The following is a 23,822-nucleotide window of genomic DNA, read 5'->3' on the forward strand; positions in this document are numbered from 1 at the left end:
ACATAATTACGCATTGGCAGGAGGGGTAAACACACGGGCTCCGAGTTCTTTATCAAGCATCAGCAGGCCCTGCCCTTCGCCATTAATAAGGCGAAGCTTGCTTACCAGATCGGAAACTGTGGCTTCTTCTTCGACCTGTTCGGAAATAAACCACTGCAGGAAAATGGCGCTTGCATGATCTCTTTCATCCTGTGCCAGATTGGCAAGGTCATGGATGAGGCTCGTCACGTGCTGTTCATGCTCGTACACCTTCTGGAATACATCCAGCGAACCATCCCATTCAGAAGGAGGAGCATCAATTGCCTGCATAATGGCTCTTCCGCCACGCTCCATGATATAGTCATATATTTTCATGGCATGAAAAAGCTCTTCCTGAGCCTGCATACGCATCCAGTTAGCAAAACCGGCCAAGCCCAGTTCATTGCAATAAGAAGACATGGAAAGGTACAGGTAGCTTGAATAAAGCTCCCATTTAACCTGATCATTAAACGCTTGCTCCATAGTTTTGCTGAGCATGATTATCTCCTGATTCGTATAATTTGAGCCGATGATTACAAGGTTATCGGCATGTTGCAGTTATAATAATCATACATGACACATAAAATTCTGCAAGGAAAACAACACACCGTTTTACTGTTGCCAACGTACTGGCCTTAGGCTATTAGGGCGCTGCGCTAACGCGTGCTAATATCCAAGGGGGCTAGTTATGTGGGGACTGTCTTATAGCAGAGCTCGTAAAGCTGAGACCACGATTGAGTGCCGGGAGTGTGCCGGCAAGCTGAATGCAGAAAGAACCTGTCACGAAGTATACTTAAGGTGTACAAAGTGCGATAAAGTGACAGACGTGCAGGACTACATCCATGAGATGGACGATGCACTGGAAAGCTTTATGGAAAACGTCTTTTGTGATCGGGTGTAATAAATAAGTATGAGCCGCAACCTTTACGGGTGCGGCTCTTTTTTTATGCGTTATTAAAAGTAGCCGAGGCTTCGCAGAGCCTGCATGTTTTCCTCTTTCTTTGCATTGCGCCCTGCTCTCTCTTCATCATTCAGAACTGAGTCCGGAGCAAATGTGCATGGCTGGCAGCCTAACGACCGGTATCCTTCATCGTACAGCGGACAATAAGGCAACTGAGATTCAAATGTGTATGCCCAGATATCAAGCTCGGTAAATTCCAGTACAGGATGAACTCGGCGGTGTTCTGGTTGCTTTGCCTGTTCAACTGGTAGTGTTGTATGACGGGACGGGTGTTCGTCCCGCCTGATTCCGGTTATAAGGATTTGTATCTTGCGTGTTTCTATTGCCTTTTGCAGGGGCACGACTTTAAGCTCGTTACAACAACGTATTACATCGCTGGCTACCGGATAATCAGACAATTCTATGGTTGGCCTGACCTCATGGAGTTGGATATTCCATTCTTTGGCAAGTGCGTTTCGAAATGTGATGACTTCCGGAAATTTATAACCGGTATTAATTGTCAACGCCTGAACTGCCACTTCCGGCATTCTTGCAAGCAGTACGGAACGCCACAGGTGCAGAGCGACAGTGGAATCTTTTCCCCCTGTCCATGCCACGGCAATAGTTTGCGGATCACAGCCTTCATCCAGAAGGTTGTTCAGCAATTTCAATGCGTAAGTTTGTTTTTCAGCTATCGTCATTTTATAGGAGTGTATATGCTTGATGAAATGCTTGGATTTATCGCAAGCAATACCATGTGCGTACTGGCTACAACTGGGACTCCTGCCTGCTGTTCGAGTGGAAGACTGCCAATACCACATTGCTCTTTGATGGCCTATGTTTCAATTGAAGGTGGTGTAACGTTATATATGGTTACGAGCAAGGATTCGCGCAAGTTCTTGAATATGCAGGAGGTTGCTCAGGTAAGCCTCTTGATTGATGACAGACACTTGCACGCATCCGCACTGCACTCCGGAACAAAAGCACTGACGGTTTCAGCGATAGCAGAATTGCAACTAGCCTCTGATGAATATGAACGTGCCCGTGCTCTGTTTCATTCAGTTCATCCTCATCTGGACAGTTTAATACACCAGCCTGAATCCGCTCTAATCCGCCTGACAGTGAGAGAGCTGTTATTGTTGACGGATTCTGAAACCTCATTTTTTGAAAAAATAGCATGATCTTGCAAAAAACTGCTTGACGTCTGAGAGCGTCGAACATATAAGGCACTTCCACGTTGCGGGAAGTTCTCAAGCAGCTTTGCACAGAGCTTTCCAAAAACGTAATGCGCGCCCGTAGCTCAGCTGGATAGAGCACATGGCTACGAACCATGCGGTCGGAGGTTCAAATCCTTTCGGGCGCGCCATTTTTCTAATATCATTTATACGCGCCCGTAGCTCAGCTGGATAGAGCACATGGCTACGAACCATGCGGTCGGAGGTTCAAATCCTTTCGGGCGCGCCATTTTTAAACCTCGGTATAGCCGGGGTTTTTTTTATGGCTTATCTTCCCCCACCCCCTTCCAAGCAATCTTGTGTGAGTTTTTTTGTTAACACGTCTTAACTAGAACAACCTGCACAAGACAGGCCGCGGATAAGCTTGAAAATTTCAGATATAGGAAAAGTCTGATGTAGAATGCTTTGCACACACGGCACTTTTTTTCCTCTACTGCAAGTGTCTATTTGGGGATAAAGGCACTAAAAAACCCGCTGACAAAGCCAGCGGGTTTGAAATGTACAAAAGAAAGTCTATTGTTTAGCTTCTTCTTTTGCCTCAGGTGCTTCAGTTGCGTTTTTGTCATTAAAGTCGAGCGTGACCTTATTAAGTTCGGCAATGATGTCATCAGTCACATCTATACTCTGGCTATAAGAGATAGCGCTTTCTTTGTGGATCAGCACATCAAAGCCCTTGCTTGTGCGGTAGGCCTGCAGAACACCCTTCAAGCCATCATCGAGCGCAACCATCACGCGCTGCTGCGCGGCATTAATCCTGTTGCGCAGGTCGTTAACAGCTTCACTCACTTTCTGGGTTGCTTCTTCGTTGCCCTCTGCGCCTTTCAGGTCGGCCTGCATGCCTTCAAACTCTTTACGGGCTTCTTCTGCAAGTGTTTCAAGGTACTGTTGCCCTGCTTTGGCCGCAGTGGATTCCTCGTAAACACGGGTCATATCCACTACACCAACGGAGGGCGAAGTTTTCGCAGCCTGATTACAACCGCTAAGCATTGCGGCAACAATAAGAGTAACAATCACCAGTACAACATGTTTTCTCATATTCATCTCCAGTAGAGTTCTTATTTTCGATGGTTAAAAGTAATTAGACACATTCAGTTTGCTATAAGTCGGGCAGACACTACCTGTTCTGCTGACATGCAGCAATGCTTTTTGCCTACAGAGCCACAAACCGTTTTCTGGCCTGCCCCACCTTCCACAGATAACGTCGGGTCTCCATGGATGGAAGCCGTTTTTGCAGCGTTGCATACACCTCATCGGGCGACTTGGAGTTTATTATCGCAGCGGCAGTTTCCCTATCCTGATGGAAACTGCGCAACACAGCACCTGCTCCGCCGTTATATGCTGCAATGACGCAGTATTCGCGTGATACAGGATGGTTAATGGCAGAAAGATAGCATTTATTCAGTATGTACAGATAGGCTGTTCCGTAACGAATGTTTACCTCGGGAGTAAACAGCTGCTCCGGAGTCGGCTCACCCTTCCGGCCGTTTAACATTTTGTAAACATCACTTCCGGCTGTAGAGGGTACAACCTGCATCAGCCCGTATGCTGGGGCGTGACTTACCGCAAACGGGTTAAAATCACTTTCTGTCTGCATTATGGCATAGATAAGATTCGGGCTGATGCCATACTCGCTTGCATACTGCATGACAGGTGTGTGGAATTTACGGGCACGCACCTGCAAATGATCCTTGACCATGTTGAAGGTGACGCTGTGAACTGTTTTACGCTTACCGTTTACAGTCAGGACGCGCATAGTCTTGTGGCGCTGAACAAGATCTGTTGCAAAGCTTTCAGCCCGCCATGCCCAGCGGATAGGCTTGCCATGGAAATCCAGAACTTCGTTATACAAAAAAGGCTCTTCCCCCAGTTTGATTTCTCCGGCTGAGTACATATCAACTGCGCGCGGATCAGCAGGAGTAAGCAACGTGGTGATAATCGCATTGCGCAGGCTTTTATCAGGATTCTCGGTGTCTATTGTCTCTACAGTAACGATACCTTTATCAAAGTCCACGCTGGCTCTGGAAAGATAGTTCTGTGTGTACTTTACGTACTCTTTAGGGCCTGCTTCCTTAACATCTCCATCGCCCCAGTTACCCATAATTGCATCGCGGAACTGTTTGAGCCTGCGGCTTAATCTTTTTAAGTCAGTCTCAAGCTGTCCGGGATTTACTGCATAGCGAATACCTTTATCCGTTGCCATGGCTGCTGCACTTGCCATATCTCCGGTTGCAGCTATTCTTGCAAGCCTTGTTGCCTCGCCTACAGTACAGGCGCTCAGCACCATTGTGGATATCAGAGCGAACAAAGCTTTTTTCATACGCAAAGCCTCCGCACCTGGGACTTAGTATAATGTACGTATAGATGTGCCGGGGTAGTAATGTGCCAAAATCTGCTTAAAGCCCGCACCTTCACGCGCCATACCTTCTGCCCCCCATTGGCTCATACCCACACCATGTCCATAGCCAACCCCGTGAAACGTGATGTTATTTCCGGAAGTTCCGATATTGCAGAGTGTACTTTTCATCTTTGTTGCTCCGATCATTAACCTGAAAGGGTTGGAAGTCATTTCCACTCCACCTTTGTCAGTCATGATACGGACACGAAGCACTCTGCCGGAACTAGAACGTTGCAACACGGTTATGCTGCTGACCTTGCTGACTGGGTAGCCCCTGCTCCGTAACATTTGGGCAACGTCTGATTTTTTTATAGAATGCCGCCATGTCATTTTTTTAACTCTGTTGCTGACAGGGTCGGCATGGGCCGAATAGTACGGCATATTAACGTCCCAGACTGAGGAATCATCTTCCAGTACACCGCCGCTGTGCGAGTGGTAGAACGCAAGGGCAATTCCGCTGCCATATACAAGGATATTGCCTCGGGTTGCTTTTATGGCTGCATTTGTCCGCGGATCAACCTTACTAGCTCCACCGTATACCTGAGAAGCAGTTGTTGACCAAACGTCGTAGGCCCGCTCTTTACTACGAAGCAGCATGTATAACGCATGCGTACGCGCTGCAATGGCCTGCGCGCGCAAAGCTTCAGGCTTGAATGAGACCGGCATTTCACACGGTACCACGCCTTCAAGGTAACGTTCCAGCGGCAACTTATTTACCACAAGAATTTTGCCTTCCAGCGCGTGCAGGGATATAGAGCCAGAGTATTTTGCTCCGCCAATTTCAAATAGTCCGGAGCGGGCAATTAATGAAACTTCTGAAGCCAGCGCTCTGCCGTTCAGGGCTACCCTGCCACCCTGTTCACTTACCCGGATTGAGCCAGCCATAATTCGTGCGCGTTTCACTCCATAACCGGCAACAGTATCTTCGGGCGGAAATATTCTGATCTCCCGGTCGTGGAGTAAGGCGACCCTTACGAAAGGTTCTTTACGCGGAATAGGTTTGGGCGTGACACTATCTGTAGGAACGCTTTTCTTCCCAAAACGTGAGTCTTGTTGCAGGCGTGTAAGCATGTGCCTGCTGCTGCCGGCTTTGGGACCATTCGGAAAGCGGTCAAGATACCCTTTAAAAGCCAGACTCGCACCATTATAGTCGCCTTTGTCGTATCGCAGCATAGCCAGATTATACCATGCCCGGGCGATTATATTGGCCTGCCCGCCAAGCCCTATCCCTTTTTCATACAGGCTTATGGCACGGTCTTTTCTGTCCAGAAACATGGCGTTTATATCTGCAAGCATTATCAACGCTTCAGCTTTTACGGCGCGGGACGGCCCAAGGCGATAGATGGCGTGCCAAAGTTCGAGACTTTCCAGCACCTTACCCTGACGATACAGAGTCATCGCCTGCGTCCGTAAAGGTGTCGGATCAAAAGCCTCCTGTTGTGCAAAGCAGTTAGCAGAAGAAAAAAGCAAGATAGAGAAGGCTACAAGACCTAAAGCGACGTGGCGGAAACTCTTCATCGCGTTATTAAATTCCTGTTGCCAGATGGGTTTCGACAAGCTCGTCCATTGCAACCAGATCATGCGTGTTAAGCCAGTGCAGGTTTTCAACCCTTCGGAACCACGTCAGCTGTCGCTTGGCATATTGCCGGGTATTCGTCAGCCATACACGTTTACATTCCGTTAAATCGATTTCGCCTTTCAGATACGAATAGATTTCAGCGCAGCCGATTCCGGACCACCCCGGGGCAGTCTTGTCGCTGCATATAGCAAGTGCAGCTTTTGCCTCAGCTATTGCGCCTTGTGCCAGCATTATTTCAATACGCTTTGCCAGCAGCGGGGTCAGTTCGTCTAATGTGGTTTTAATAGCAATTTTGACTGCACGATAAGGAGAAGCAGGAAGCGGTTGCTCATGCCACCAGCTGAGTGTTTTTCCTGTCGCCTCGTGAACCTCTAAAGCACGTACAATTCGTTGACTGTCATTCGGATGCAATCGCGTTGCACTTTGCGGGTCTATGCCTTTTAAAACCCCATGCAGTGCTGCTGCTCCTTTCTGCCTGCATAGCTGCTGCCACTTCAGAGAAATTTCTTCGGGTACATCGGGAATGTTGGCTATACCCTCAAGAAGAGCTTTTAGATACATCCCCGTTCCGCCGACAAGCAGTGGCAGTTTACCGGAAGCATGAATGGCTGAAATTGCCTGAGATGCCATATCTAAAAAAACACCGGCACTCATTTTATCGCGCGTATCAAGAAAGCCATACAAGTGGTGAGGGCACTTGCTCTGCTCTTCCGCAGAAGGTTGTGCCGTAATGATGGGGAAATCCTTGTACACCTGCCTTGAGTCACAATTTACAACAGCCCCATTGAATTTTTCTGCCAGAAAAAGAGACGCTGCTGTTTTACCGGCCCCGGTGGGGCCCACAAGACAGACTAGAGGAACAGGACTGATGCCGGACATGAATATCTACTCATTAAGCGGATACGGGTATCCGTACTTTTCTCTCAGGCGACGATAGACATTATCCGGAACCAATCCTTTAATGTCACCGCCCAGACTAGCTGCAGCCTTGATGATTGTTGAACTGATGTACAGCCATTTATAGTCTGTCATCAGAAAGACCGTCTGAATATGGCGTTTCATTTTGCGATTCATCAGTGCAAGCTGAAACTCATATTCAAAATCTGAAACAGCCCGTAACCCCCTCAGGATTACACCGGCCCCTCTGCGTTCCGCGTAGTCAACCAGAAGCCCCGAAAAAGGTTCGACAGTGATATTGTCTGTGCCTTTCAAAGCGGCTTCGGCCATTTGCACCCGTTCATCAATGGTGAAAAGCGGCTCTTTAGGGGTATCGTTGGCAACAGCTACGACAATATGGTCGAAGATCTGGCTTCCGCGTTGAATCAGGCTGGCATGACCGTTTGTAAGCGGATCGAACGTTCCGGGGTAGATTGCTATTTTTCCGCTTGGCGACCCCATATGAGAATCCTTGTCTGGCCATAGGTTCGATTGACGAGCAGTTCAAGTCGGGAGTCAACTTCGGGCAGCTCAGTAACAGCGGCTTCTGCTTCTGCTACGATCATAGCGTCATCTGAAAGCCAGCGATTGCGCAAAAGCGCCGTTGCCGCAGGACTGACAAAATTTTTACCGTAAGGCGGATCAATCAGCACCAGATCAAAAGGACGTGCAGGTGCCACACGTAAAAACTTATTCACGTCCTCGTAGAAGACCTGCCAGCGGGATTGCTCCACGCCTAAGGTTGCTGCATTTGTTTTGATAACATTTACAGCCTTAGGATTATTTTCTATGAACCAAGCCTCTTGCGCACCACGGCTGAGAGCTTCAAAGCCGCAACTGCCGCTTCCGGCAAACAGATCAAGAACCCTGCATTCAGGCCAGTGTACGCCACGCGCTTCCAGCATGGAAAAAAGCGCCTTCCGTACTTTAGCCATTGCCGGCCTGTACCCTGGCCCTACTGTCGTCTTCAGATTACGTCCACCGTAATCACCACCAATAATTTTCATAATAGTATACAGCTGTTATAGTTCAGAGAGAATGCTGAGCATCTCATTGTTAAGTTCAAGCAATCTGTCACGTATTTCTATCTGATGTGCCCAGTCACGTTTTTCGATGTCTTGCTTATGAGCCTGAAGCTGAGCAATGCGTGCCTCTGTCTCTGTAAGCAGAAAATCCCAATTGACCTGAGCCTGATACCGTTTGGGTTGTTCAGTCGTAACAACCGCCTGCCCGGGGGCAAGTTCGATTTCTTCCAGATAGCCGGGGATTCTGACATCAACCTTAAATCGTTCTGCCAAAAGTCTTTTGAGAGCGCTTTGTGCTTTTTCTTCACCATGCACAAGAAACACTTTCAAATCTTCTGTGGCAAACTTGCCGATCCAGTCTACTATCTGCTGCTGACCTGCGTGTCCGGAAAAGCCGCCAATAGTGAATACCTTTGCCTGAACGGCAATATCTTCTCCGAACAAGCGTATGGTCTGTGCGCCATCAACAATTCTGCGTCCGGGGGTACCGACACCTTGATACCCTACAAAAACAATGCTTGCACCGGAACGCCAGATGTTGTGTCGTAAATGGTGCTTTATTCTGCCCGCGTTACACATTCCGCTGGCAGAAATGATAACAGCCGGCCCTTGATGATTGTTAATAGCCTGCGATTCCTGTGTTTTCGTTGTCAAATGCAGGTTAGGCATTGAAAGGGGGTCTTCCCCTGACATAAGCAGCTTTTGCAAATCATCGTCAAAAAACTTCGGATGCTTACGGAATATTTCCGTTGCCCTTATCGCCAGCGGACTATCTAAAAATATGGGCATATCAATGGGTAGTTTACCCTCTTTCTGCAGCAGGAAAAGGGTGTACAGGACTTCCTGCGTTCTCTCAACCGCGAAGGCGGGGACGATGACTTTTTCTCCTGCCGCGTAGCTATAGGCGATAGCGTCTGCAAATTCCTGCCTGCTGTTGCTTTCGTCTTTGTGGTTCCGGTCTCCGTAAGTCGATTCCACAAAAAGATAATCTGCCGCTGCAGCACTCTCCGGGTCCCGAACAATAAGCGAGTTGGGTTTGCCAAGGTCACCTGAAAAAATCAATCGTGAAAACTGCCCGTTTCCGCTGATTTCAATTTCCATAAATGCCGAACCGAGAATATGGCCCGCATCCTTATACGTAACGGTGATTCCTTCAGCAGGGGAAAACGGCGTGTTGTATTCCACATGCTGGAAAAAACGTGATACGCGTGCCGCATCAGCCTGCGTATACAGCGGGTCTACAGGCTTCTTTCCCTTTCTCTTCTGCTTTCGTGTTTGCCATTCAGCTTCCATTTCTTGTATATTGGCACTATCTTGCAGCATAATTTCAAGCAGATCACGTGTAGGCTCTGTACAGTAAATTGAGCCGGAAAAGCCATCACGGACCATTTTGGGCAACAGCCCGGTATGGTCAATATGTGCATGCGTGACCAGAAAAAACGAAAGCTCTGCAGGGTGATACACACTGGTATCGTAATTTCGTTTTTCTATTTCGTTGTTGCCCTGATGCATACCGCAATCGACAGCAAAACGGACGCCATTTGCTTCAATTATATAACAAGAGCCGGTAACAGTCCGCGCAGCGCCAAGAAACTGAACTTTCATGTATGAACCTCTGTGTTAAAGGGGGCGTGCTGTCATAATGAACAGACTGACGGGCGAGCGCAAGAAATTTCAGTGGATTGCGGGATTAGCCACAAAACTCTATACTGACGAATATATTAAGGAGAAAAACATGAGCCAATCAAAGCAATATGTTATTGATACGTTGTCTACTAAGGAATCCTGGCGTCTTTTTAAAATAATGGCCGAGCTTGTTGATGGCTTTGAAAGCCTGAACGATCTTGAAAATTGCGTATCCATTTTCGGATCAGCACGAGTAGACCCCAGTCAGCCCCTGTATCAGGAAACAGAGCGACTTGCAGCGCTGCTTTCCCAAGCCGGATACGGCGTAATTACAGGTGGCGGCCCCGGCTTGATGGAGGCTGGCAATAAAGGTGCGGCTGAAGCAGGCGGAGAGTCCGTGGGGCTTCATATCCACCTGCCCTTTGAGCAAAGCTCCAATAAGTATATTACAACCCGTTGTGACTTCCGTTACTTCTTTGTGCGCAAATTGATGTTTATTAAATACGCCATGGCATATGTTGTTATGCCAGGGGGAATAGGCACGTTGGATGAACTGTTTGAAGCGTTTGTTCTGACGCAGACAAAACGTATCAAGCCTTTCCCTATCATTTTGTACAACAGCAGCTACTGGAATGGCTTGCTGGACTGGATCAAAGACAGAATGGTTGCCGAAGGGTTCATTAGAGCGGAAGAACTTGATCTTATTACGGTTAAAGATACTCCCGAAGAGGTTGTCAACTACATCAAACGGCATGTAATTATCTAAGTACAAATGAAACACATGATGAAAATCATCCCTTCGCCCCCTTCCGGCTGGAATAGCTGGAAGGAGTTGATGGCGCTTGCACTGGAAGAAGCCGCCCGTGCCGAAAAAGCAGGTGAAGTGCCTGTAGGCGCTGTGGTCGTAAGCAAGGAGGGAAAGATTCTCGGACGGGGGCGCAACTGCCCCGTTGCATGTAATGATCCCTGTGCCCATGCAGAAATTGTTGCCATCAGAAATGCTTGTCAGGCGGTAAAAAACTACAGGCTGGATGGAGCAATTCTGGTTGTAACGTTAGAACCCTGCCAGATGTGTTCCGGTGCCATTGTTCATGCGCGCCTTTCAGGCGTGGTTTATGGTGCCGCTGACCCTAAGGCGGGAGCAGTAGACTCTTGTTTTGATGGACTGGAGCAGCCATACCATAACCATAAAGTATGGTATATGAGCGGTGTCAGCGCTAAAGAGTGCTCCGCTCAACTTTCCGCTTTTTTTCAGCAAAAAAGATAGCTGTTCAACTTTATTCTTCTTTCCAAAATAAAAAGCCCGCCGGTTGCACCGGCGGGCTTTGCCATCAGAAACTCAACAACCTATTTGAATGCCTTTTCGAAGTTAGGCACAACCTGCTTCTTACGGCTCATTACGCCGTCAAGCCATACGGAACGACCTTCTGCTTTTACGCCGAAAGCTTTGTCCACAACAGCTGCATCATCAGAAACGATCAGCATTTCGCTGCCTTCTTTCATGATGTCGGTCAGGAGCAGGAATACAGAATGACGGCCTTCTGCCTTCACTTTCTGAATTTCTTCATACAGGCCATCCTTAACAGGATCAAGAATGGTCAGATCAACAACTTCCAACTGGCCGATGCCAACTTTGTTGCCGTTCATGTCGAAATCTTTGTAGTCACGGAAAACGAGTTCGCTCATGGTAGCGCCTTCAACGGCAGACTTAACCTTGAACATTTCCATGCCCAGAGCCATGATGTCTTCTACACCGGCGATTTTGGCCAGTTCTTCAACAGCCTTTTTGTCCTGAGGGGTACAGGTGACGGACTTGAACATTACGGTGTCGCTGAGGATTGCACACAGCATACCGCCGGCGATACCCTTAGGAACTTCCACGCCGTAGAAATCGTACATAGCTTTGATAACGGTGCAGGAGCAACCTACAGGCCATACCCACATTTCCAGAGGGTTGGAGGTGGTCACGTTACCAAGCTTGTGGTGGTCCACAACACCCTTAAGGTCGGCATCAGCGATGTCAGCAGGCAGCTGAGCGCCATCGGTGGTGTCAACAAGGATCAGCTCTTTACCTGCAACGGAAGTAACAACTTCAGGTGCAGTCAGACCGAACTTTTCAAGTACGTAGTTGCTTTCAGGAGTGCATTCACCCTGAGCAACTGCAACAGCTTCGGTGCCGCGCTTGGTCATCAGGTCTGCAACAGCAATTGCGGAAATAACGGAGTCGGTGTCGGGGTTCATGTGACCCATTACGAGTACAGCCATGGTGGAATCCTCCATAAATCTTGTTAGAAAAGCGAATGATCGCCTAGCGCCAAGTGAGTTTGTGCCAAATAGCACAATCAAGTGCGACTGCCAAGAGGTATCCTCGCCAATATGCAAAAAAAAGAGGAAAAAAAGAAAAGCCCCCAGCTAAACGCTGAGGGCATAAAATAAAAATAAACAGCAAGTTGCAATGAATATCGCGTAGGCTCTTGGTATTCGTACGGCAAGAACGCCCCCGACAGCACTTACAAACCATAACGAGTTCCAGCTTACCCCTTCTATAAAGGGCAAGTGCCCCATCAGCGACGAAAGTCCTATGATAGTGCCAATTAGCACAAGCAGAGACAGCATAAAAAACACAGCCTGCATCGCAAGAAGTTCACCTGTCGCCTTCCAGATGATCATACCATAGGGCGCTGTTTCTCTATCGCCCGCAAAAGCGGCCCCGCGCCCTGCCCTGCCCCATGACAGCGCCCGATTGTACGATTTATCCTGCATTGCTCTATGAATATATTCAATTTTTGAACTGATAAAAGCGGCAGGCAAAGACAACAATAAGGGGACTGCGATTTCTTCGGAAGAACGTAACCCGAAGTATTCACTGCCTGCTATTGTCAACAGCAGACAAGCAACGACATTAGGAGGGATATAGGTTCCCGCAGGGAACAGATCAAGCCAGAGTAACTCAAAAAAAACAGCAAGCTTAAGGCTGAATTCCCACTCTCCGGTCATAATGGCCCATAAAAAGCCGACCGCAAGCGGACGTTCAAAAAAGCCTAGATTAATACTGAAGCGGGTGACGGAAAAGAGGGCAAAAAAAAAGCGATGGGAAGAGCCCAGAAAATCGAATTTATCGAAAAGATCATGACCAGCCCTTTACTTGCACCGGCGAGTTGGGAACACACCGGAAGTCGAGCGACACGTTATTGCGTTTAAAAAAACGCAGACAGGCTTCGTCATCTTCTGAGACCGCAACATGAGGACATAATTGTCGTTTTCCGGGAGCATAATGAAGGTTGCCGATATTCAACACCTGAAACGCGAATCCTTTTTCACTACTGCGTCTTGCGTCTTTACAGTTGGCAAAAAGAACCAGCGTGTCATCAAGAGGCACCCCGCGCCGCGTAACGAAGTCATCCAGCTCGTCTACCCGTACAAAAGTAATGCTCACTCTGCCCGGTACGGCCAGCGAAACTATCTGCTGCTGCAGATCATCTGCTGCAAGTTCATCGTTTACAACCAGTAGGTGTTTGGCTCCGGTATACGGAAGCCATGTCTCAATTATCTGACCGTGAATCAGACGGTTGTCCACTCGAACCCACATAACAGCTATTTACTCCGAGTCTTACGTCGTAACACTTCACCGGCTACAACTATTCCGTTACCGCCGGCTTCCTTGGCCTCGTGGGCCAGTTCCTGCAACTGCATAGTACGTCCGGAAAATACCTTCAGCAACATAGGCAGATTTACTCCGGTGACTACTTCGATATCAGCACTGCCCAACAGGGAGAGGCTCAAATTTGTCGGAGTACCGCCAAACATGTCAGTCAGGACGATTACCCCTTTGCCTCTATCAAGCTTGTGGACAGCTTCTTTAAGTCTGTCGATGGTTTCACCAACCTGCTGCGTACCGTCAACACTGACAGAGGTGCAGTCAGACAACGGGCCAAGAATAAATTCTGCAGCACGCAAAAGCGCTGAGCCGTAATCAGCATGTGTAACCAGAACAACCCCTACAATGGGTTCATCGACAGTGGATTCAGATGACATGGCAAAGTCTGCTATATTGATATTTATTAATTAATTCTGTCAGCCTAAATTGATGTGGCGATGTTCTAATGCTACCGCATAATCAGACTTTTTCAAAGCATCGCGCAAGGCCTCTGCTGCAGAAACTGATCTATGTTTTCCACCCGTGCAGCCGATGGCAATGGTTACTCGATAACGTCCTTCTGCCTCATATTGAGGTAAAAGAAACAAGATAAAGTCTAAAAAACGTTGAAAGAACATTTTTCCCTGCTCACACCCCAGCACAAAGTCCTGTACTTCCTGATCTTGACCGGAAAGTTCTTTTAAAGCAGGCTCAAAGTAAGGGTTCGGCAAGAAGCGTAGATCAAAAACCATATCGGCATCGGAAGGGGCACCATATTTAAAGCCGAATGTGATCAGGTTTACACGAAGACTTCTCAAGCTCCCCCCAAGTGTACTCCACTTTTTCTGAATAACACGTCGCAAGTCGTGAATAGAAAAGTCCGTGGTATCAAGAACCAGATCTGCCCGCTCACGAACAGGTCGCAGGAGTTCCCGTTCATGCTCTACTGCGGCTTCCAGTCCTTTTTCCCCTCCTTCAAGGGGATGAGGTCTGCGTGTAGTGGCAAAACGCCGCACCAGAACAGCATTGCTTGCTTCAAGGTAGATAATTTTGGGATCAACTCCCAAAGTTGCCAGCCTGCCCATTGCTCCTTCGAAATCATCAAGGAAGTCAAACTGACGTATATCCATTCCCAGAACAACGCCCCGATAGCGCCCCATGGCATCACGCGCCAGATGCTCTACAAGATCTGCCACTACGCCAACAGGAAGACCGTCTATCGTAAAAAAACGCAGGTCTTCAAAAACATTGAGAACAGTACTTTTACCTGCTCCAGACAGACCGGTAACGATCATGACAGGCAGGTTTTCGCTGGTATCCATCTAGCTAAACCATCCGCAATAACACAGGATGACAAAAGATCCTGCAACAGGGGCCACAGCTGACACGCTGCTATGCATGCTGCAGAAGTGTCCAGAGCTCTTGCGCGGATGCTGCTTGCGCAAACGAGCTGCGGAAATCTTTATCTTTCAGAAGGCGAGAAATCTGGGCGAGTATTCGCAGATGCATTCCTGCCACTTGTTCAGGAGCAAGAACAAGAAAGAAAACATTACAAAGCTTGTAATCAAGCGCTTCAAAGTCAATCCCGTCTGAACTGCGTCCGACAACAAGAATAATTTTCTCCAGACCGTCCACTTTGCCATGAGGGATTGCAATTCCATCGCCGATTCCGGTGGTTCCCAAATTTTCTCTGTCTTGCAGGATACGTATAATCGTTTCACCTGACAGGTCTGGGTATTTGCTCACAACCGGCTTCACGAGTTCCGCCAGCACCTCGTTTTTGGTGCTGGCGGAAAGTTCGTGAATTATAAGTTCTTTATCTAGGTATTCACCCAGTTTCATTATTAGAATCCCGGATCGATAAGCCCGAAGTCGCTATCTTTGCGACGGTAGATAACATTTACACGCCCGTTTTCTGCATTTCTGAAAACGAGGAATTCGTAATCAAGTGCATCAAGCTGCATGGCGGCTTCGTCGATATGCATGGGCTTGGGATCAATTTCATCAGTTTCAATGATGGTGCGCTCTTTCACCCCACCAGAGTCTGTGTAACTGAACACATCCATGCGCACACTGTTATCTCCGCTGGTACGGCGCTTACCTTTTGTTTTTTCTGCGTGTTTCTTGACCTGTGCTTCCAGCTTATCTAGCACCAGATCAATGGTCGCGTACATGTCCTCGCTCTGCTCTACAGCAGAGAGGTTAAGTCCGTCACCGGAGCATTGCACATCTGCCTTGTGGCGGAACTTATCAACGCTTAGCAGAACCTGCAACTCCAGGTTCTCGGACTTGCTTAAAAAACGCCCGAGTTTCTCAAATCGGCGGTTTGCGTATTTCTTAAGATGTTCAGACGGCTCGAAGTTTTTAAAAGTGAATGCGATGTTCATAAAACCTCCTGAGATTCAAGATCAGGCATTTCTGCCGGAAGCCCCAAAACCTCTAGAAAACCTCTTTGCGTTTCGAGGATGATGGGATTCCCATAGCTGTACGATACTTCGCCACGGTCCTTCGAGCAATATTGACTTGCAACTTTTCTTTGAGAATTTCTCCGATTTTTTCGTCACTGAGCGGTTCTTTTGGATTCTCTTCTGAAATAAGGTTTTTAATCAGCGCCTTTACGCTTTCCGACCCTACTTCAGTGCCATCACTGAGCGCCAGTGCACTATTAAAGAAAAATTTCAATTCAAGAATACCATGAGGAGTCGCCACATATTTGTTGGTCGTAATGCGGCTGACTGTCGATTCGTGCATTCCTATATCGTCTGCGATGTCTTTGAGAATCAACGGACGAAGCTTGGAAACGCCATCTTCGAAAAAACCTCTTTGGTATTTAATAATACTTTCAACAACTTTGTACAGGGTGCGTTGGCGTTGATACAGGCTTTTTATCAACCACGAAGCCGAGCGCATCTTTTCCTGAAAGTAGTCTTTCTCTTTGTCAGAGGCAGATTTGATGCCGTCTTTATAAAATTCATTTAGCTGAAGATGAGGCAATCCGTCTTCATTCAAAAGAATAATAAAATCATCTTCACTTTTGTAAACGTACACATCCGGGCTAACATATGTCGGCTGTTCCGATCCGAAACTGGCTCCGGGCATCGGGTCCAGAGTCAGAATTAAATCTAGATATTCTTTAAGGTCGTCCATTGCCAGACGATATTTGCGAAGCAGCGGCTTGTATCGGCGCTTCTCAAGATCTTCAAGGTGGTCGCGGACCAGCTCTACTAGAACCGGGTCACGATCGTATCCAAGCACCTCAATCTGAACAAGCAGACATTCCTGAGGAGTTCGTGCTGCCACGCCTACAGGGTCAAGCCTTTGAAGTGTGTGCAGCGTTTTTTCCACTTCCTCTTCAGTTGCATCGGCCATTTCGGCAATAGACTCGATCGAAGCTTGCAGATATCCGGAAGAAGAAAGATTGCCTATTATCACATCGGCAATTTCAACCTGTTTTTCAGATATCGAAGACAGTCTGAGCTGCCAGCTCAGGTGCCCTTCCAGCGTGGGGTGAGATGAATAGCGTGCTTCAAACGCAGTCATCTCTTCAGGAGATTCGGAATCCCGTCCTCCGGCTTGTCTGCCAGTGCTGGCAAAGTCGCCCAGATAGTTTTCCCAGTCAGCATTTTGAACAAGCTCCTGACGGAAGGAGTCTGCCTCTTCCGCTCTTGGAGCACGCTCTTCAGCCTGCTGCGGGGCACGTTCTTCGATTGTTTCTTCCAGAAATGGGTTTTCCAGCAGCTCCTGCTGAACAGTTTCTACGAGTTCGACACGAGAAAGCTGCAACAGCTTGATAGCCTGCTGAAGCTGAGGCGTCATTACAAGCTGCTGTGCAAGTTTAAGTTGTTGTCGTAACTCTAAGGCCATTGTTCAACCGAACCCTTTAATAAAAACTAGTTAGAGTTATAAACAGGAGTTTAGATGCTACTGAAATCCAGAACAATACAGTTGCGCGGAAAGGTTCTATGATTCGCTATGATTGCAAAATCTGATTGGAAATAGCTTGAAGGATATTCATATCCAAAAATCATTCCAAAATACATTCCACACCTCTTTTCTGCCACATATACCCTGTTGATGCAACTGTGCCTACAAACAGAAACCTTCGCCCAGATACACACTCCGGGCTTTGGGGTCTGCTACAATCGCTTCCGGCGTCCCTTCCAGAATAATTCTGCCTTCATAAACCAGATAGGCGCGATCACAAATATTCAATGTCTCTCTGACGTTATGGTCAGAAATAAGTACGCCGATGCCTTTTTCACGAAGCTTTTTAATAATTTCCTGAATATCATCCACAGCCAGTGGATCGATGCCCGCAAAGGGTTCATCAAGAAGAATAAATTTCGGATCGCGGATGAGAGCACGGGCAATTTCCAGCCTGCGCCTTTCCCCACCCGACAAATGCATGGCGTACGAGTCTGCAATGTGGGTAATGCCGAATTCTTCCAGTAATTCCTGCGCTCTTTCCCGTTGGGCCTTTTTCGAAATGCCTACATGCTCAAGAATCATCTGCAGATTCTGCGTGACCGTAAGCTTTTTGAAAACGGAACTTTCCTGAGGAAGATAACTTAAGCCGACGCGGGCTCTTTCGTGCAGGGGCCAATCGGAAATGCTGATGTCATCCAGTTTCACGACTCCGGCATTTGGCTTTACAATGCCGATCAGCATATAAAATGTAGTCGTTTTCCCTGCCCCGTTAGGACCCAGCAGACCGACAATTTCCCCCTGATGAACATTCAGAGACACACCGCCTACAACTTCTCGCGAACCATACTGCTTACGCAGTCCTTCAGCCTGAATGACAGCCATCTACTTCTTAGTCCTCTTAGGGGCGGAGAATACGGCGTTTACGGGTTTGTCAGGCGCGCCGAGAACTTCACTCTTATTTTCATGAACATAAAAACGGATTTCCTGCCCGCGGATGCTGTTGCCTTCGTCGCGCAGAATCGGGTCGCCTTCCATCACCAGCACACCGCTGGCTACGGTATAGGTAGCTTTGCGGCATTCGCCGGATTTTGTCTGCCGTTTCATCCGAACGTTTCCTTCTGCTACCAGCCGCTCAATCTGCCCGGCGTCAATCTCCTGATCTTCTGCTTCTTTTTTCTTTTCCGCGGCTCCGGCTTTTTCATCAATATGTACTGTGATTTTGTCTGCCCACAATTCGAAATCACCACGCAGCACGTAAACATCCTCTTCAAAAACTATGATCTGCGCATTTGCATCATAAGTCATTGTTTTAGAAGTGATTGACGTAGGGATTTCATCATCCGCAGCATGAACAATTCCGGCATGCATTGTAAGTGTAAACAGACCGACTACAGCAAAATACAACAAATATTTTTTCATCTTATTTCTCTCCCTTAACAATCTCGCCCAGCTTGTCCTCAAGATACAGAGTCATTGCAACATCGCTGCGAGATCGAATTACGTTGTCATCAAGAGCCCAGACCACGTCATGCATTGTGCCATTCATTGAAGCTGTATCCAACCACACTTTATCCGGCATCGTCAGAACTCTGGAGCCACCCTGATAAATCAGAAGTTCTGTTTTCAGAGTTTTATCAGTCTGAACCAGCACTACCGCTTCCCAGAGGCGCATAAACTGTTCAACCTGCTTGATTTCACCCCATGCAGATTTAACCAACAACTCACCTTGGTCATCAGAAAGGTAGTAAACAATGTCGGGTTTCTGGATGCGGATAGTGTCGCCCTGCTGGTCGTAGAATGCTTTTTCTGCATCAAGCTTCCAGAGCTTTTTACCTTTTTCACCCTGATTCAGGCGTAGGCCGGATAAAGCGAGGTCAACATTACCCTCAGCGGCAGGCTCTTTATCTGATACAGTGCGGCGCACTTCGTTTGTATAGCGATGTCCCAAGATGGAGTACGCGATTAGCCCTGCACAAAGCACCAGCAGGCAAATTATCCAGTATACTCTTCTCCGGGTCATTTATACGGACCACTCCTTCAGCATAGGAGCCAGTTTGTTTTGGGCTTCCAGAATAAATCTGATAACTTCGCGTACAGCACCATCACCCCCGCGGGCATCTGTAACCAGTTTTGCAATTTCTTTTACTTCCGGTTGAGCATTTGCCACGGCCATGGGAAGGCCGACCAAACCAAGAGCGGCAAGGTCAACCCAGTCATCGCCCAAAAAAGCAACTTGCTCAGCTTGAAGATCATATTTTTGCAGCAATTGCTTCAGAACATCCGCTTTGTATGTGAACCCGGGATGATACTCTTCAATACCAAGTTCGCGAACCCTTTTTTCAACTGCTTCAGAGTGCAGACCAGTGATGACGGCGATGGCAATGCCGGCAGACTGAGCCATCTTTATCCCCAGCCCGTCTTGAACATTAAAGCGTTTGCCAATTTTCTCATCACCAAAGTAGTACAGGCCGCCGTCGGTCAATACGCCATCTACATCCAGAACAAGCAGGCGGATATTGCGCGCAAGTTCTCTAGCACGCATATTCCAGACTCCAGATGCTTTTAAGGTCACTTACCAGCGCATCGAGTTTTGCCAGCGGCCAACTGTTGGGACCATCACATAACGCGTTATCCGGGTCAGGATGACATTCCATGAAGACTCCGTTGGCACCCGCTGCTGCTGCAGCTCTGGCAAGTGCAGGCACATGATTTCTGTCGCCGCCAGAACAGGAGCCCTGCCCGCCAGGCAGCTGGACGGAATGCGTGGCATCAAAAACGACCGGAACGCCCAGAGCTTTCATGATCGAGAATGAGCGAAAATCAACAACAAGGTTATTATACCCGAAGCTAGCACCGCGTTCGGTCAACATGACGTGGCTATTCCCTGCTTCGTTAATTTTTTCAACAACCGGACGCATGTCCCAAGGGGCAACAAACTGCCCTTTTTTCACATTCACAATGCTTCCGGTTTTTGCGGCTGCCTGCAACAAAGAGGTCTGCCGACACAAAAAGGCAGGAATCTGCATTATATCTACCGCTGCGGCAACTGGCGCCGCTTGCTCAGGCTCGTGGATATCAGTGATCACCGGCAGGCCGGTCTCTTCGCGAATGCGCGCCAGCCACTCCAGCCCTTTGCTAAGCCCGGGGCCGCGAAAGCTTGTAATAGATGTCCTGTTTGCCTTGTCAAAGGAGCTTTTGAAAACGGCAGGCAGACCATGGGCGCCTGCTGCTTCACGCACGGCATGTGCAGTTTCAAGCGCAAGCTCGTAACTTTCAAGTACGCAGGGGCCCGCAATAATAAAATTTCCGCTACAAAGTGTGGAATATAATTCTGAAGAAGATCTTTTCATAACTGCTCTGAGTTGAAATAGGAAAATGAGGTTACATTTTTAACTGGCCGGACAATTGCGTGTTGGAATTATGACCAGTGTAACCAAAAAAGCATTGGAAACCTATCTGATTCAGCAGCGGATTGAAAGTCTAAAAAAACGGGGCACACCGAAGTGTGCCCCGTAAAAGACAGGAGTCTCAGCGTTACCGCTTGGTCTTTGCGGCCTGTTGTCCCGCAGCCTTGATAAAGTCGCGGAAAAGCGGATGGGGAGTCATGGGGTAAGATTTAAATTCAGGGTGGAACTGGCAACCAAGGAACCAGGGGTGGTCCTTAATTTCAACGATTTCAACAAGCTCTCCGTCGGGAGAAAGCCCGCTGAACACCAGACCTGCCTTTTCGAGAGTCTCAATGTATGCGTTATTGAACTCAAAGCGATGACGGTGACGTTCGTCTACATTATCAGTACCGTATGCGGCATGTGCATTGGTGTCCTTAACCAGCTTGCAGGGGTAGGAACCAAGACGCATGGTGCCACCCTTTTCGCTGCCGGAGTCACGGCGCTCTACCTGCTTGCTGCGGAAGTCATACCATTCTGTCATCAGGTAGATGACTTTATCGGGAGTCTGCTCGTCAAACTCTTCAGAGTTTGCAGCGGACAGGCCAGCCACGTTACGGGCGTATTCAATTACAGCACACTGCATGCCAAGGCAGATACCGAAGAAAGGCACTTTGTTTTCACGTGCATAGCGGATGGCAAGAATTTTGCCTTCAACACCACGGCTGCCGAAGCCGCCGGGAACAAGAATTCCGTCGAGGCTTTCGAGTGAGCTTTCTACGTTGTCGGATGTAATCAGTTCGGAGTTAACGTACTTAAAGTCGACTGCCAGCTTGTTTGCCACACCACCATGAACAAGGGCTTCATGGAGGCTTTTGTAGGCTTCTTTCAAGTCGACGTACTTGCCCACAATACCGATGGTGACCTTACCTTTCGGGTTAGCACAGGTTTCAACCAGCTCCTGCCATTTGCCCAGTTCCGGATTTTTAGCTGGAAGCTGCAGCATGATGGCAATTTTCTGATCAAAGCCTTCTTCGTAAAAAGACAGCGGTACTTCGTAGATGTTTTTTACATCCACGGCCGAGAAAACGGCGTCTTTTTCTACGTCGCAGAAAAGAGCAATCTTGGACTTCAAATCGTCTGTAATGGCTTTTTCGCAACGGCATAGAATGATGTCGGGCTGAATGCCGATACTGCGCAGTTCTTTTACGCTGTGCTGGGTGGGCTTTGTTTTGTGCTCACCTGCTGCCCCGAGATACGGGACAAGCGTAAGATGGATGTACATGCAGCGATCACGCCCCAGATCTGAGCGCAACTGACGGATAGCTTCAAGGAAAGGCAGCCCCTCGATGTCACCGACGGTTCCGCCGATTTCAATCAGTGCTACGTCAAGGTCATCACTGGCAAGATTCATCACAACGCTTTTAATTTCGTCGGTGATGTGCGGAATAACCTGTACGGTACCACCCAGATAATCGCCACGGCGTTCCTTGGTGATAACGCGATGGTAAATCGAGCCGGAGGTGTAGTTGTTACGCTGGCTCATGGGAACGCCAAGGTAGCGCTCGTAGTGACCAAGATCGAGGTCGGTTTCTGCCCCATCGTCGGTAACAAAAACTTCACCATGCTGGAACGGGTTCATCGTTCCCGGATCCACGTTGATATAGGGGTCAAGCTTCTGGATGGTGACTTTTAGTCCCCGAGCCTGCAGCAGTGCTCCGATAGAGGCTGCAGCCAGACCTTTGCCCAACGATGACAACACACCGCCGGTAATAAAGATAAACTTGGTTTTCATGTAACTCCTGCCTCGGCAAAGATAAGATTCAGAAATGGCCGCAAAGACTGGTCATTTCATACAGCAACAGTTGATCATATCAAAAACGACATCCCCCGTCAGCCATTGACGCCGACAGGGGCTGTCACTATTATCAGCGGTTCCAAACAGCAACTGCCCGGATATCTCCGCACGCACAAACGTGTGTTGCTACGGAATGGACATTCCTCTGTCAAGCAAACTTTTTCAGGAGTCACAATGACCCAGGTGAATACGCTGGTTATTACCGGCTACGGTACCAACTGCGAAGTTGAATGTGCGCACGCCGCTCGTATCGCTGGTGCCGATACTGTAGAAATTGCCCATTTTTCTGATCTTGAGACAGGACGAACCCGTCTTGATGATTTCAATTTTCTCATTTTTCCCGGCGGCTTCCTTGATGGTGACGATCTGGGAGCTGCTCAGGCTGCGGCGCAAAGATGGCGGCATGCCACCACCGCTGACGGTACACCTCTTTTGAACCAGCTGAAAGGCTTTTTTGAAAAAGGTGGATTGATTATGGGTATTTGCAATGGTTTTCAACTGCTTGTAAAGCTTGGCCTGCTTCCGGCTCTTGATTCACTCTACTTTGAGCGCCAGGTTTCTTTGAGCCATAACGACTCTGCAAGATATGAAGACCGATGGTGCCACCTGAAGACAAACGACAAAAGCCCCTGCATTTTCACCAAGGGTGTTTCTTCGCTTTACATTCCTGTACGACACGGAGAAGGAAAGCTAATCCCCAAAGATGACTCAACGTTGCAGCGGCTTGTTGACGAAAATCTTATCGTGTTCCAATATGCCGATCCGGAACGCCTTGAGCCTACTCAGGAGTATCCCTGGAACCCCAACGGTTCCCCTCTCGGCATCGCGGGTCTTACTGATCCTTCCGGTCGTGTGCTGGGCTTGATGCCTCATCCCGAAGCCTTTAACCACGAAACAAACCACCCCGGTTGGACCAGAGGAGAAAAAGACACTCTGGGTACCGTACTGTTCGAAAATGCAGTGAGTCACTTGAAAAACAGCTAACACGTGGCGGAGCGTAAATACGCTCCGCTTTTTTGTATGCAGAAAACCCCCCGCTAGGCGGGGGGTTCCGTAAAGCTTAAAGCTATAGAGATATTAGTAAAACTCCTTTTGATTTGCTAACTAATCCCTGCGGTCTGGCAACTGCAGGTGGCAAATCAAAAGGAGGCCACAATGGGTGACACTAAGAGTTTAGCCCACACAAAATGGAACTGCAAATACCACGTAGTGTTTGCGCCAAAGTATCGGCGGCAAGTTTTTTACGGAGAGAAGAAGCGC

Annotated in this window: 29 protein-coding genes and 2 tRNA genes; 8 read left to right on the plus strand and 23 right to left on the minus strand. The window is 48.3% G+C overall.

Annotation, left to right across the window (positions count from 1 at the left end):
- Window positions 1-6: 6 nt before the first annotated feature.
- Window positions 7-516 carry a ferritin gene (locus tag ACK5LI_RS11610; RefSeq protein WP_416949458.1) on the minus strand — a complete coding sequence of 170 codons (510 nt, stop codon included), beginning with the start codon at window positions 514-516 and terminating at the stop codon, window positions 7-9.
- A 190-nt stretch (window positions 517-706) separates the two neighbouring features.
- Here ACK5LI_RS11610 and ACK5LI_RS11615 point away from each other — a divergent pair, with 190 nt between their 5' ends.
- Complete coding sequence (locus tag ACK5LI_RS11615) at window positions 707-919, plus strand: dual CXXC motif small (seleno)protein (RefSeq protein WP_416949460.1); 213 nt, start codon at window positions 707-709, stop codon at window positions 917-919.
- A 53-nt stretch (window positions 920-972) separates the two neighbouring features.
- Here ACK5LI_RS11615 and ACK5LI_RS11620 read toward each other — a convergent pair whose 3' ends face one another.
- A complete protein-coding gene (locus ACK5LI_RS11620) occupies window positions 973-1,659 on the minus strand; it encodes a phosphoadenosine phosphosulfate reductase family protein (RefSeq protein ID WP_416949462.1) in 687 nt (228 codons plus the stop codon).
- 15 nt (window positions 1,660-1,674) lie between these two features.
- Between ACK5LI_RS11620 and ACK5LI_RS11625 the strand changes: the two genes are divergently transcribed.
- The 3 genes from ACK5LI_RS11625 to ACK5LI_RS11635 all read left to right on the plus strand — a co-directional run bounded on the left by ACK5LI_RS11625 (window position 1,675) and on the right by ACK5LI_RS11635 (window position 2,422).
- Window positions 1,675-2,139, plus strand: a complete 465-nt coding sequence (locus ACK5LI_RS11625; RefSeq protein WP_416949464.1) for a pyridoxamine 5'-phosphate oxidase family protein — start codon at window positions 1,675-1,677, stop codon at window positions 2,137-2,139.
- Between the two features lie 108 nt (window positions 2,140-2,247).
- Window positions 2,248-2,324, plus strand: a tRNA-Arg gene (locus tag ACK5LI_RS11630).
- 21 nt (window positions 2,325-2,345) lie between these two features.
- Window positions 2,346-2,422: transfer RNA gene (locus ACK5LI_RS11635), tRNA-Arg, on the plus strand.
- Between the two features lie 284 nt (window positions 2,423-2,706).
- Here the strand turns inward: ACK5LI_RS11635 and ACK5LI_RS11640 are convergent.
- The 7 genes from ACK5LI_RS11640 to ACK5LI_RS11670 form a co-directional block, all read right to left on the minus strand.
- Window positions 2,707-3,228: an OmpH family outer membrane protein gene (locus ACK5LI_RS11640; RefSeq protein ID WP_416949466.1), complete on the minus strand. Its 522-nt coding sequence runs from the start codon at window positions 3,226-3,228 to the stop codon at window positions 2,707-2,709.
- 115 nt (window positions 3,229-3,343) lie between these two features.
- Window positions 3,344-4,510 (minus strand): murein transglycosylase domain-containing protein, encoded by a 1,167-nt coding sequence (locus ACK5LI_RS11645; RefSeq protein ID WP_416949468.1) that lies wholly within the window; start codon window positions 4,508-4,510, stop codon window positions 3,344-3,346.
- Between the two features lie 24 nt (window positions 4,511-4,534).
- Window positions 4,535-5,986 carry a SpoIID/LytB domain-containing protein gene (locus ACK5LI_RS11650; RefSeq protein WP_416949470.1) on the minus strand — a complete coding sequence of 484 codons (1,452 nt, stop codon included), beginning with the start codon at window positions 5,984-5,986 and terminating at the stop codon, window positions 4,535-4,537.
- A 127-nt stretch (window positions 5,987-6,113) separates the two neighbouring features.
- Window positions 6,114-7,046, minus strand: a complete 933-nt coding sequence (miaA, locus tag ACK5LI_RS11655; RefSeq protein WP_416949472.1) for a tRNA (adenosine(37)-N6)-dimethylallyltransferase MiaA — start codon at window positions 7,044-7,046, stop codon at window positions 6,114-6,116.
- Window positions 7,047-7,052: 6 nt separating this feature from the next.
- A complete protein-coding gene (gene coaD, locus ACK5LI_RS11660) occupies window positions 7,053-7,565 on the minus strand; it encodes a pantetheine-phosphate adenylyltransferase (protein WP_416949474.1) in 513 nt (170 codons plus the stop codon).
- Window positions 7,541-8,110, minus strand: coding sequence for a 16S rRNA (guanine(966)-N(2))-methyltransferase RsmD (gene rsmD / locus ACK5LI_RS11665; protein WP_416949476.1), 570 nt, complete (start codon window positions 8,108-8,110; stop codon window positions 7,541-7,543). The genes coaD and rsmD overlap by 25 nt, the downstream gene beginning before the upstream one ends.
- A gap of 15 nt (window positions 8,111-8,125) precedes the next feature.
- The gene (locus ACK5LI_RS11670; RefSeq protein WP_416949478.1) at window positions 8,126-9,733 is read right to left on the minus strand and encodes an MBL fold metallo-hydrolase RNA specificity domain-containing protein; all 1,608 of its coding nucleotides are present in this window, start codon (window positions 9,731-9,733) and stop codon (window positions 8,126-8,128) included.
- Between the two features lie 130 nt (window positions 9,734-9,863).
- Between ACK5LI_RS11670 and ACK5LI_RS11675 the strand changes: the two genes are divergently transcribed.
- On the plus strand, window positions 9,864-10,520 hold the full coding sequence (locus ACK5LI_RS11675; protein ID WP_416949480.1) for a TIGR00730 family Rossman fold protein: 657 nt from the start codon (window positions 9,864-9,866) through the stop codon (window positions 10,518-10,520).
- 15 nt (window positions 10,521-10,535) lie between these two features.
- On the plus strand, window positions 10,536-11,021 hold the full coding sequence (gene tadA, locus ACK5LI_RS11680) for a tRNA adenosine(34) deaminase TadA (protein WP_416949482.1): 486 nt from the start codon (window positions 10,536-10,538) through the stop codon (window positions 11,019-11,021).
- Window positions 11,022-11,101: 80 nt separating this feature from the next.
- On the opposite strand, the gene ACK5LI_RS11685 is transcribed toward tadA, so the two are convergent.
- From ACK5LI_RS11685 to ACK5LI_RS11750, 14 genes are all read right to left on the minus strand, one after another.
- On the minus strand, window positions 11,102-12,019 hold the full coding sequence (locus ACK5LI_RS11685; RefSeq protein WP_416949484.1) for a manganese-dependent inorganic pyrophosphatase: 918 nt from the start codon (window positions 12,017-12,019) through the stop codon (window positions 11,102-11,104).
- 147 nt (window positions 12,020-12,166) lie between these two features.
- The gene (locus tag ACK5LI_RS11690) at window positions 12,167-12,751 is read right to left on the minus strand and encodes a hypothetical protein (RefSeq protein ID WP_416949485.1); all 585 of its coding nucleotides are present in this window, start codon (window positions 12,749-12,751) and stop codon (window positions 12,167-12,169) included.
- Window positions 12,752-12,881: 130 nt separating this feature from the next.
- Window positions 12,882-13,343 (minus strand): PTS sugar transporter subunit IIB, encoded by a 462-nt coding sequence (locus tag ACK5LI_RS11695; protein WP_416949487.1) that lies wholly within the window; start codon window positions 13,341-13,343, stop codon window positions 12,882-12,884.
- Window positions 13,344-13,348: 5 nt separating this feature from the next.
- Window positions 13,349-13,789 (minus strand): PTS sugar transporter subunit IIA, encoded by a 441-nt coding sequence (locus tag ACK5LI_RS11700; protein ID WP_416949489.1) that lies wholly within the window; start codon window positions 13,787-13,789, stop codon window positions 13,349-13,351.
- Window positions 13,790-13,828: 39 nt separating this feature from the next.
- The gene (gene rapZ, locus ACK5LI_RS11705) at window positions 13,829-14,713 is read right to left on the minus strand and encodes an RNase adapter RapZ (RefSeq protein WP_416949491.1); all 885 of its coding nucleotides are present in this window, start codon (window positions 14,711-14,713) and stop codon (window positions 13,829-13,831) included.
- Between the two features lie 70 nt (window positions 14,714-14,783).
- Window positions 14,784-15,233, minus strand: a complete 450-nt coding sequence (locus tag ACK5LI_RS11710; RefSeq protein WP_416949493.1) for a PTS sugar transporter subunit IIA — start codon at window positions 15,231-15,233, stop codon at window positions 14,784-14,786.
- 2 nt (window positions 15,234-15,235) lie between these two features.
- Complete coding sequence (hpf, locus tag ACK5LI_RS11715; protein WP_416949495.1) at window positions 15,236-15,778, minus strand: ribosome hibernation-promoting factor, HPF/YfiA family; 543 nt, start codon at window positions 15,776-15,778, stop codon at window positions 15,236-15,238.
- 52 nt (window positions 15,779-15,830) lie between these two features.
- On the minus strand, window positions 15,831-17,255 hold the full coding sequence (gene rpoN, locus ACK5LI_RS11720; protein WP_416949498.1) for an RNA polymerase factor sigma-54: 1,425 nt from the start codon (window positions 17,253-17,255) through the stop codon (window positions 15,831-15,833).
- 222 nt (window positions 17,256-17,477) lie between these two features.
- The gene (lptB, locus tag ACK5LI_RS11725; RefSeq protein WP_416949501.1) at window positions 17,478-18,200 is read right to left on the minus strand and encodes an LPS export ABC transporter ATP-binding protein; all 723 of its coding nucleotides are present in this window, start codon (window positions 18,198-18,200) and stop codon (window positions 17,478-17,480) included.
- Complete coding sequence (locus tag ACK5LI_RS11730; protein ID WP_416949503.1) at window positions 18,201-18,737, minus strand: LptA/OstA family protein; 537 nt, start codon at window positions 18,735-18,737, stop codon at window positions 18,201-18,203. It abuts the gene before it with no gap.
- A 1-nt stretch (window position 18,738) separates the two neighbouring features.
- Entirely contained in the window at window positions 18,739-19,338 is a 600-nt protein-coding gene (lptC, locus tag ACK5LI_RS11735; RefSeq protein ID WP_416949507.1) for an LPS export ABC transporter periplasmic protein LptC, read from the minus strand.
- A complete protein-coding gene (locus ACK5LI_RS11740; RefSeq protein ID WP_416949509.1) occupies window positions 19,339-19,860 on the minus strand; it encodes a KdsC family phosphatase in 522 nt (173 codons plus the stop codon).
- Window positions 19,850-20,668 (minus strand): 3-deoxy-8-phosphooctulonate synthase, encoded by an 819-nt coding sequence (gene kdsA, locus ACK5LI_RS11745; RefSeq protein WP_416949511.1) that lies wholly within the window; start codon window positions 20,666-20,668, stop codon window positions 19,850-19,852. Before kdsA ends, ACK5LI_RS11740 begins: the two co-directional genes overlap by 11 nt.
- Before the next feature lie 184 nt (window positions 20,669-20,852).
- The gene (locus tag ACK5LI_RS11750) at window positions 20,853-22,499 is read right to left on the minus strand and encodes a CTP synthase (RefSeq protein WP_416949513.1); all 1,647 of its coding nucleotides are present in this window, start codon (window positions 22,497-22,499) and stop codon (window positions 20,853-20,855) included.
- A 237-nt stretch (window positions 22,500-22,736) separates the two neighbouring features.
- Here ACK5LI_RS11750 and ACK5LI_RS11755 point away from each other — a divergent pair, with 237 nt between their 5' ends.
- Both ACK5LI_RS11755 and ACK5LI_RS11760 read left to right on the plus strand, forming a co-directional pair.
- Window positions 22,737-23,546: a phosphoribosylformylglycinamidine synthase subunit PurQ gene (locus ACK5LI_RS11755; protein WP_416949515.1), complete on the plus strand. Its 810-nt coding sequence runs from the start codon at window positions 22,737-22,739 to the stop codon at window positions 23,544-23,546.
- Window positions 23,547-23,717: 171 nt separating this feature from the next.
- The coding region (locus ACK5LI_RS11760; protein ID WP_416948049.1) for a transposase at window positions 23,718-23,822 on the plus strand (105 nt) is incomplete at its 3' end.

This window comes from Oleidesulfovibrio sp. (assembly GCF_047973035.1).
Taxonomy (GTDB): Bacteria; Desulfobacterota; Desulfovibrionia; order Desulfovibrionales; family Desulfovibrionaceae; genus Oleidesulfovibrio.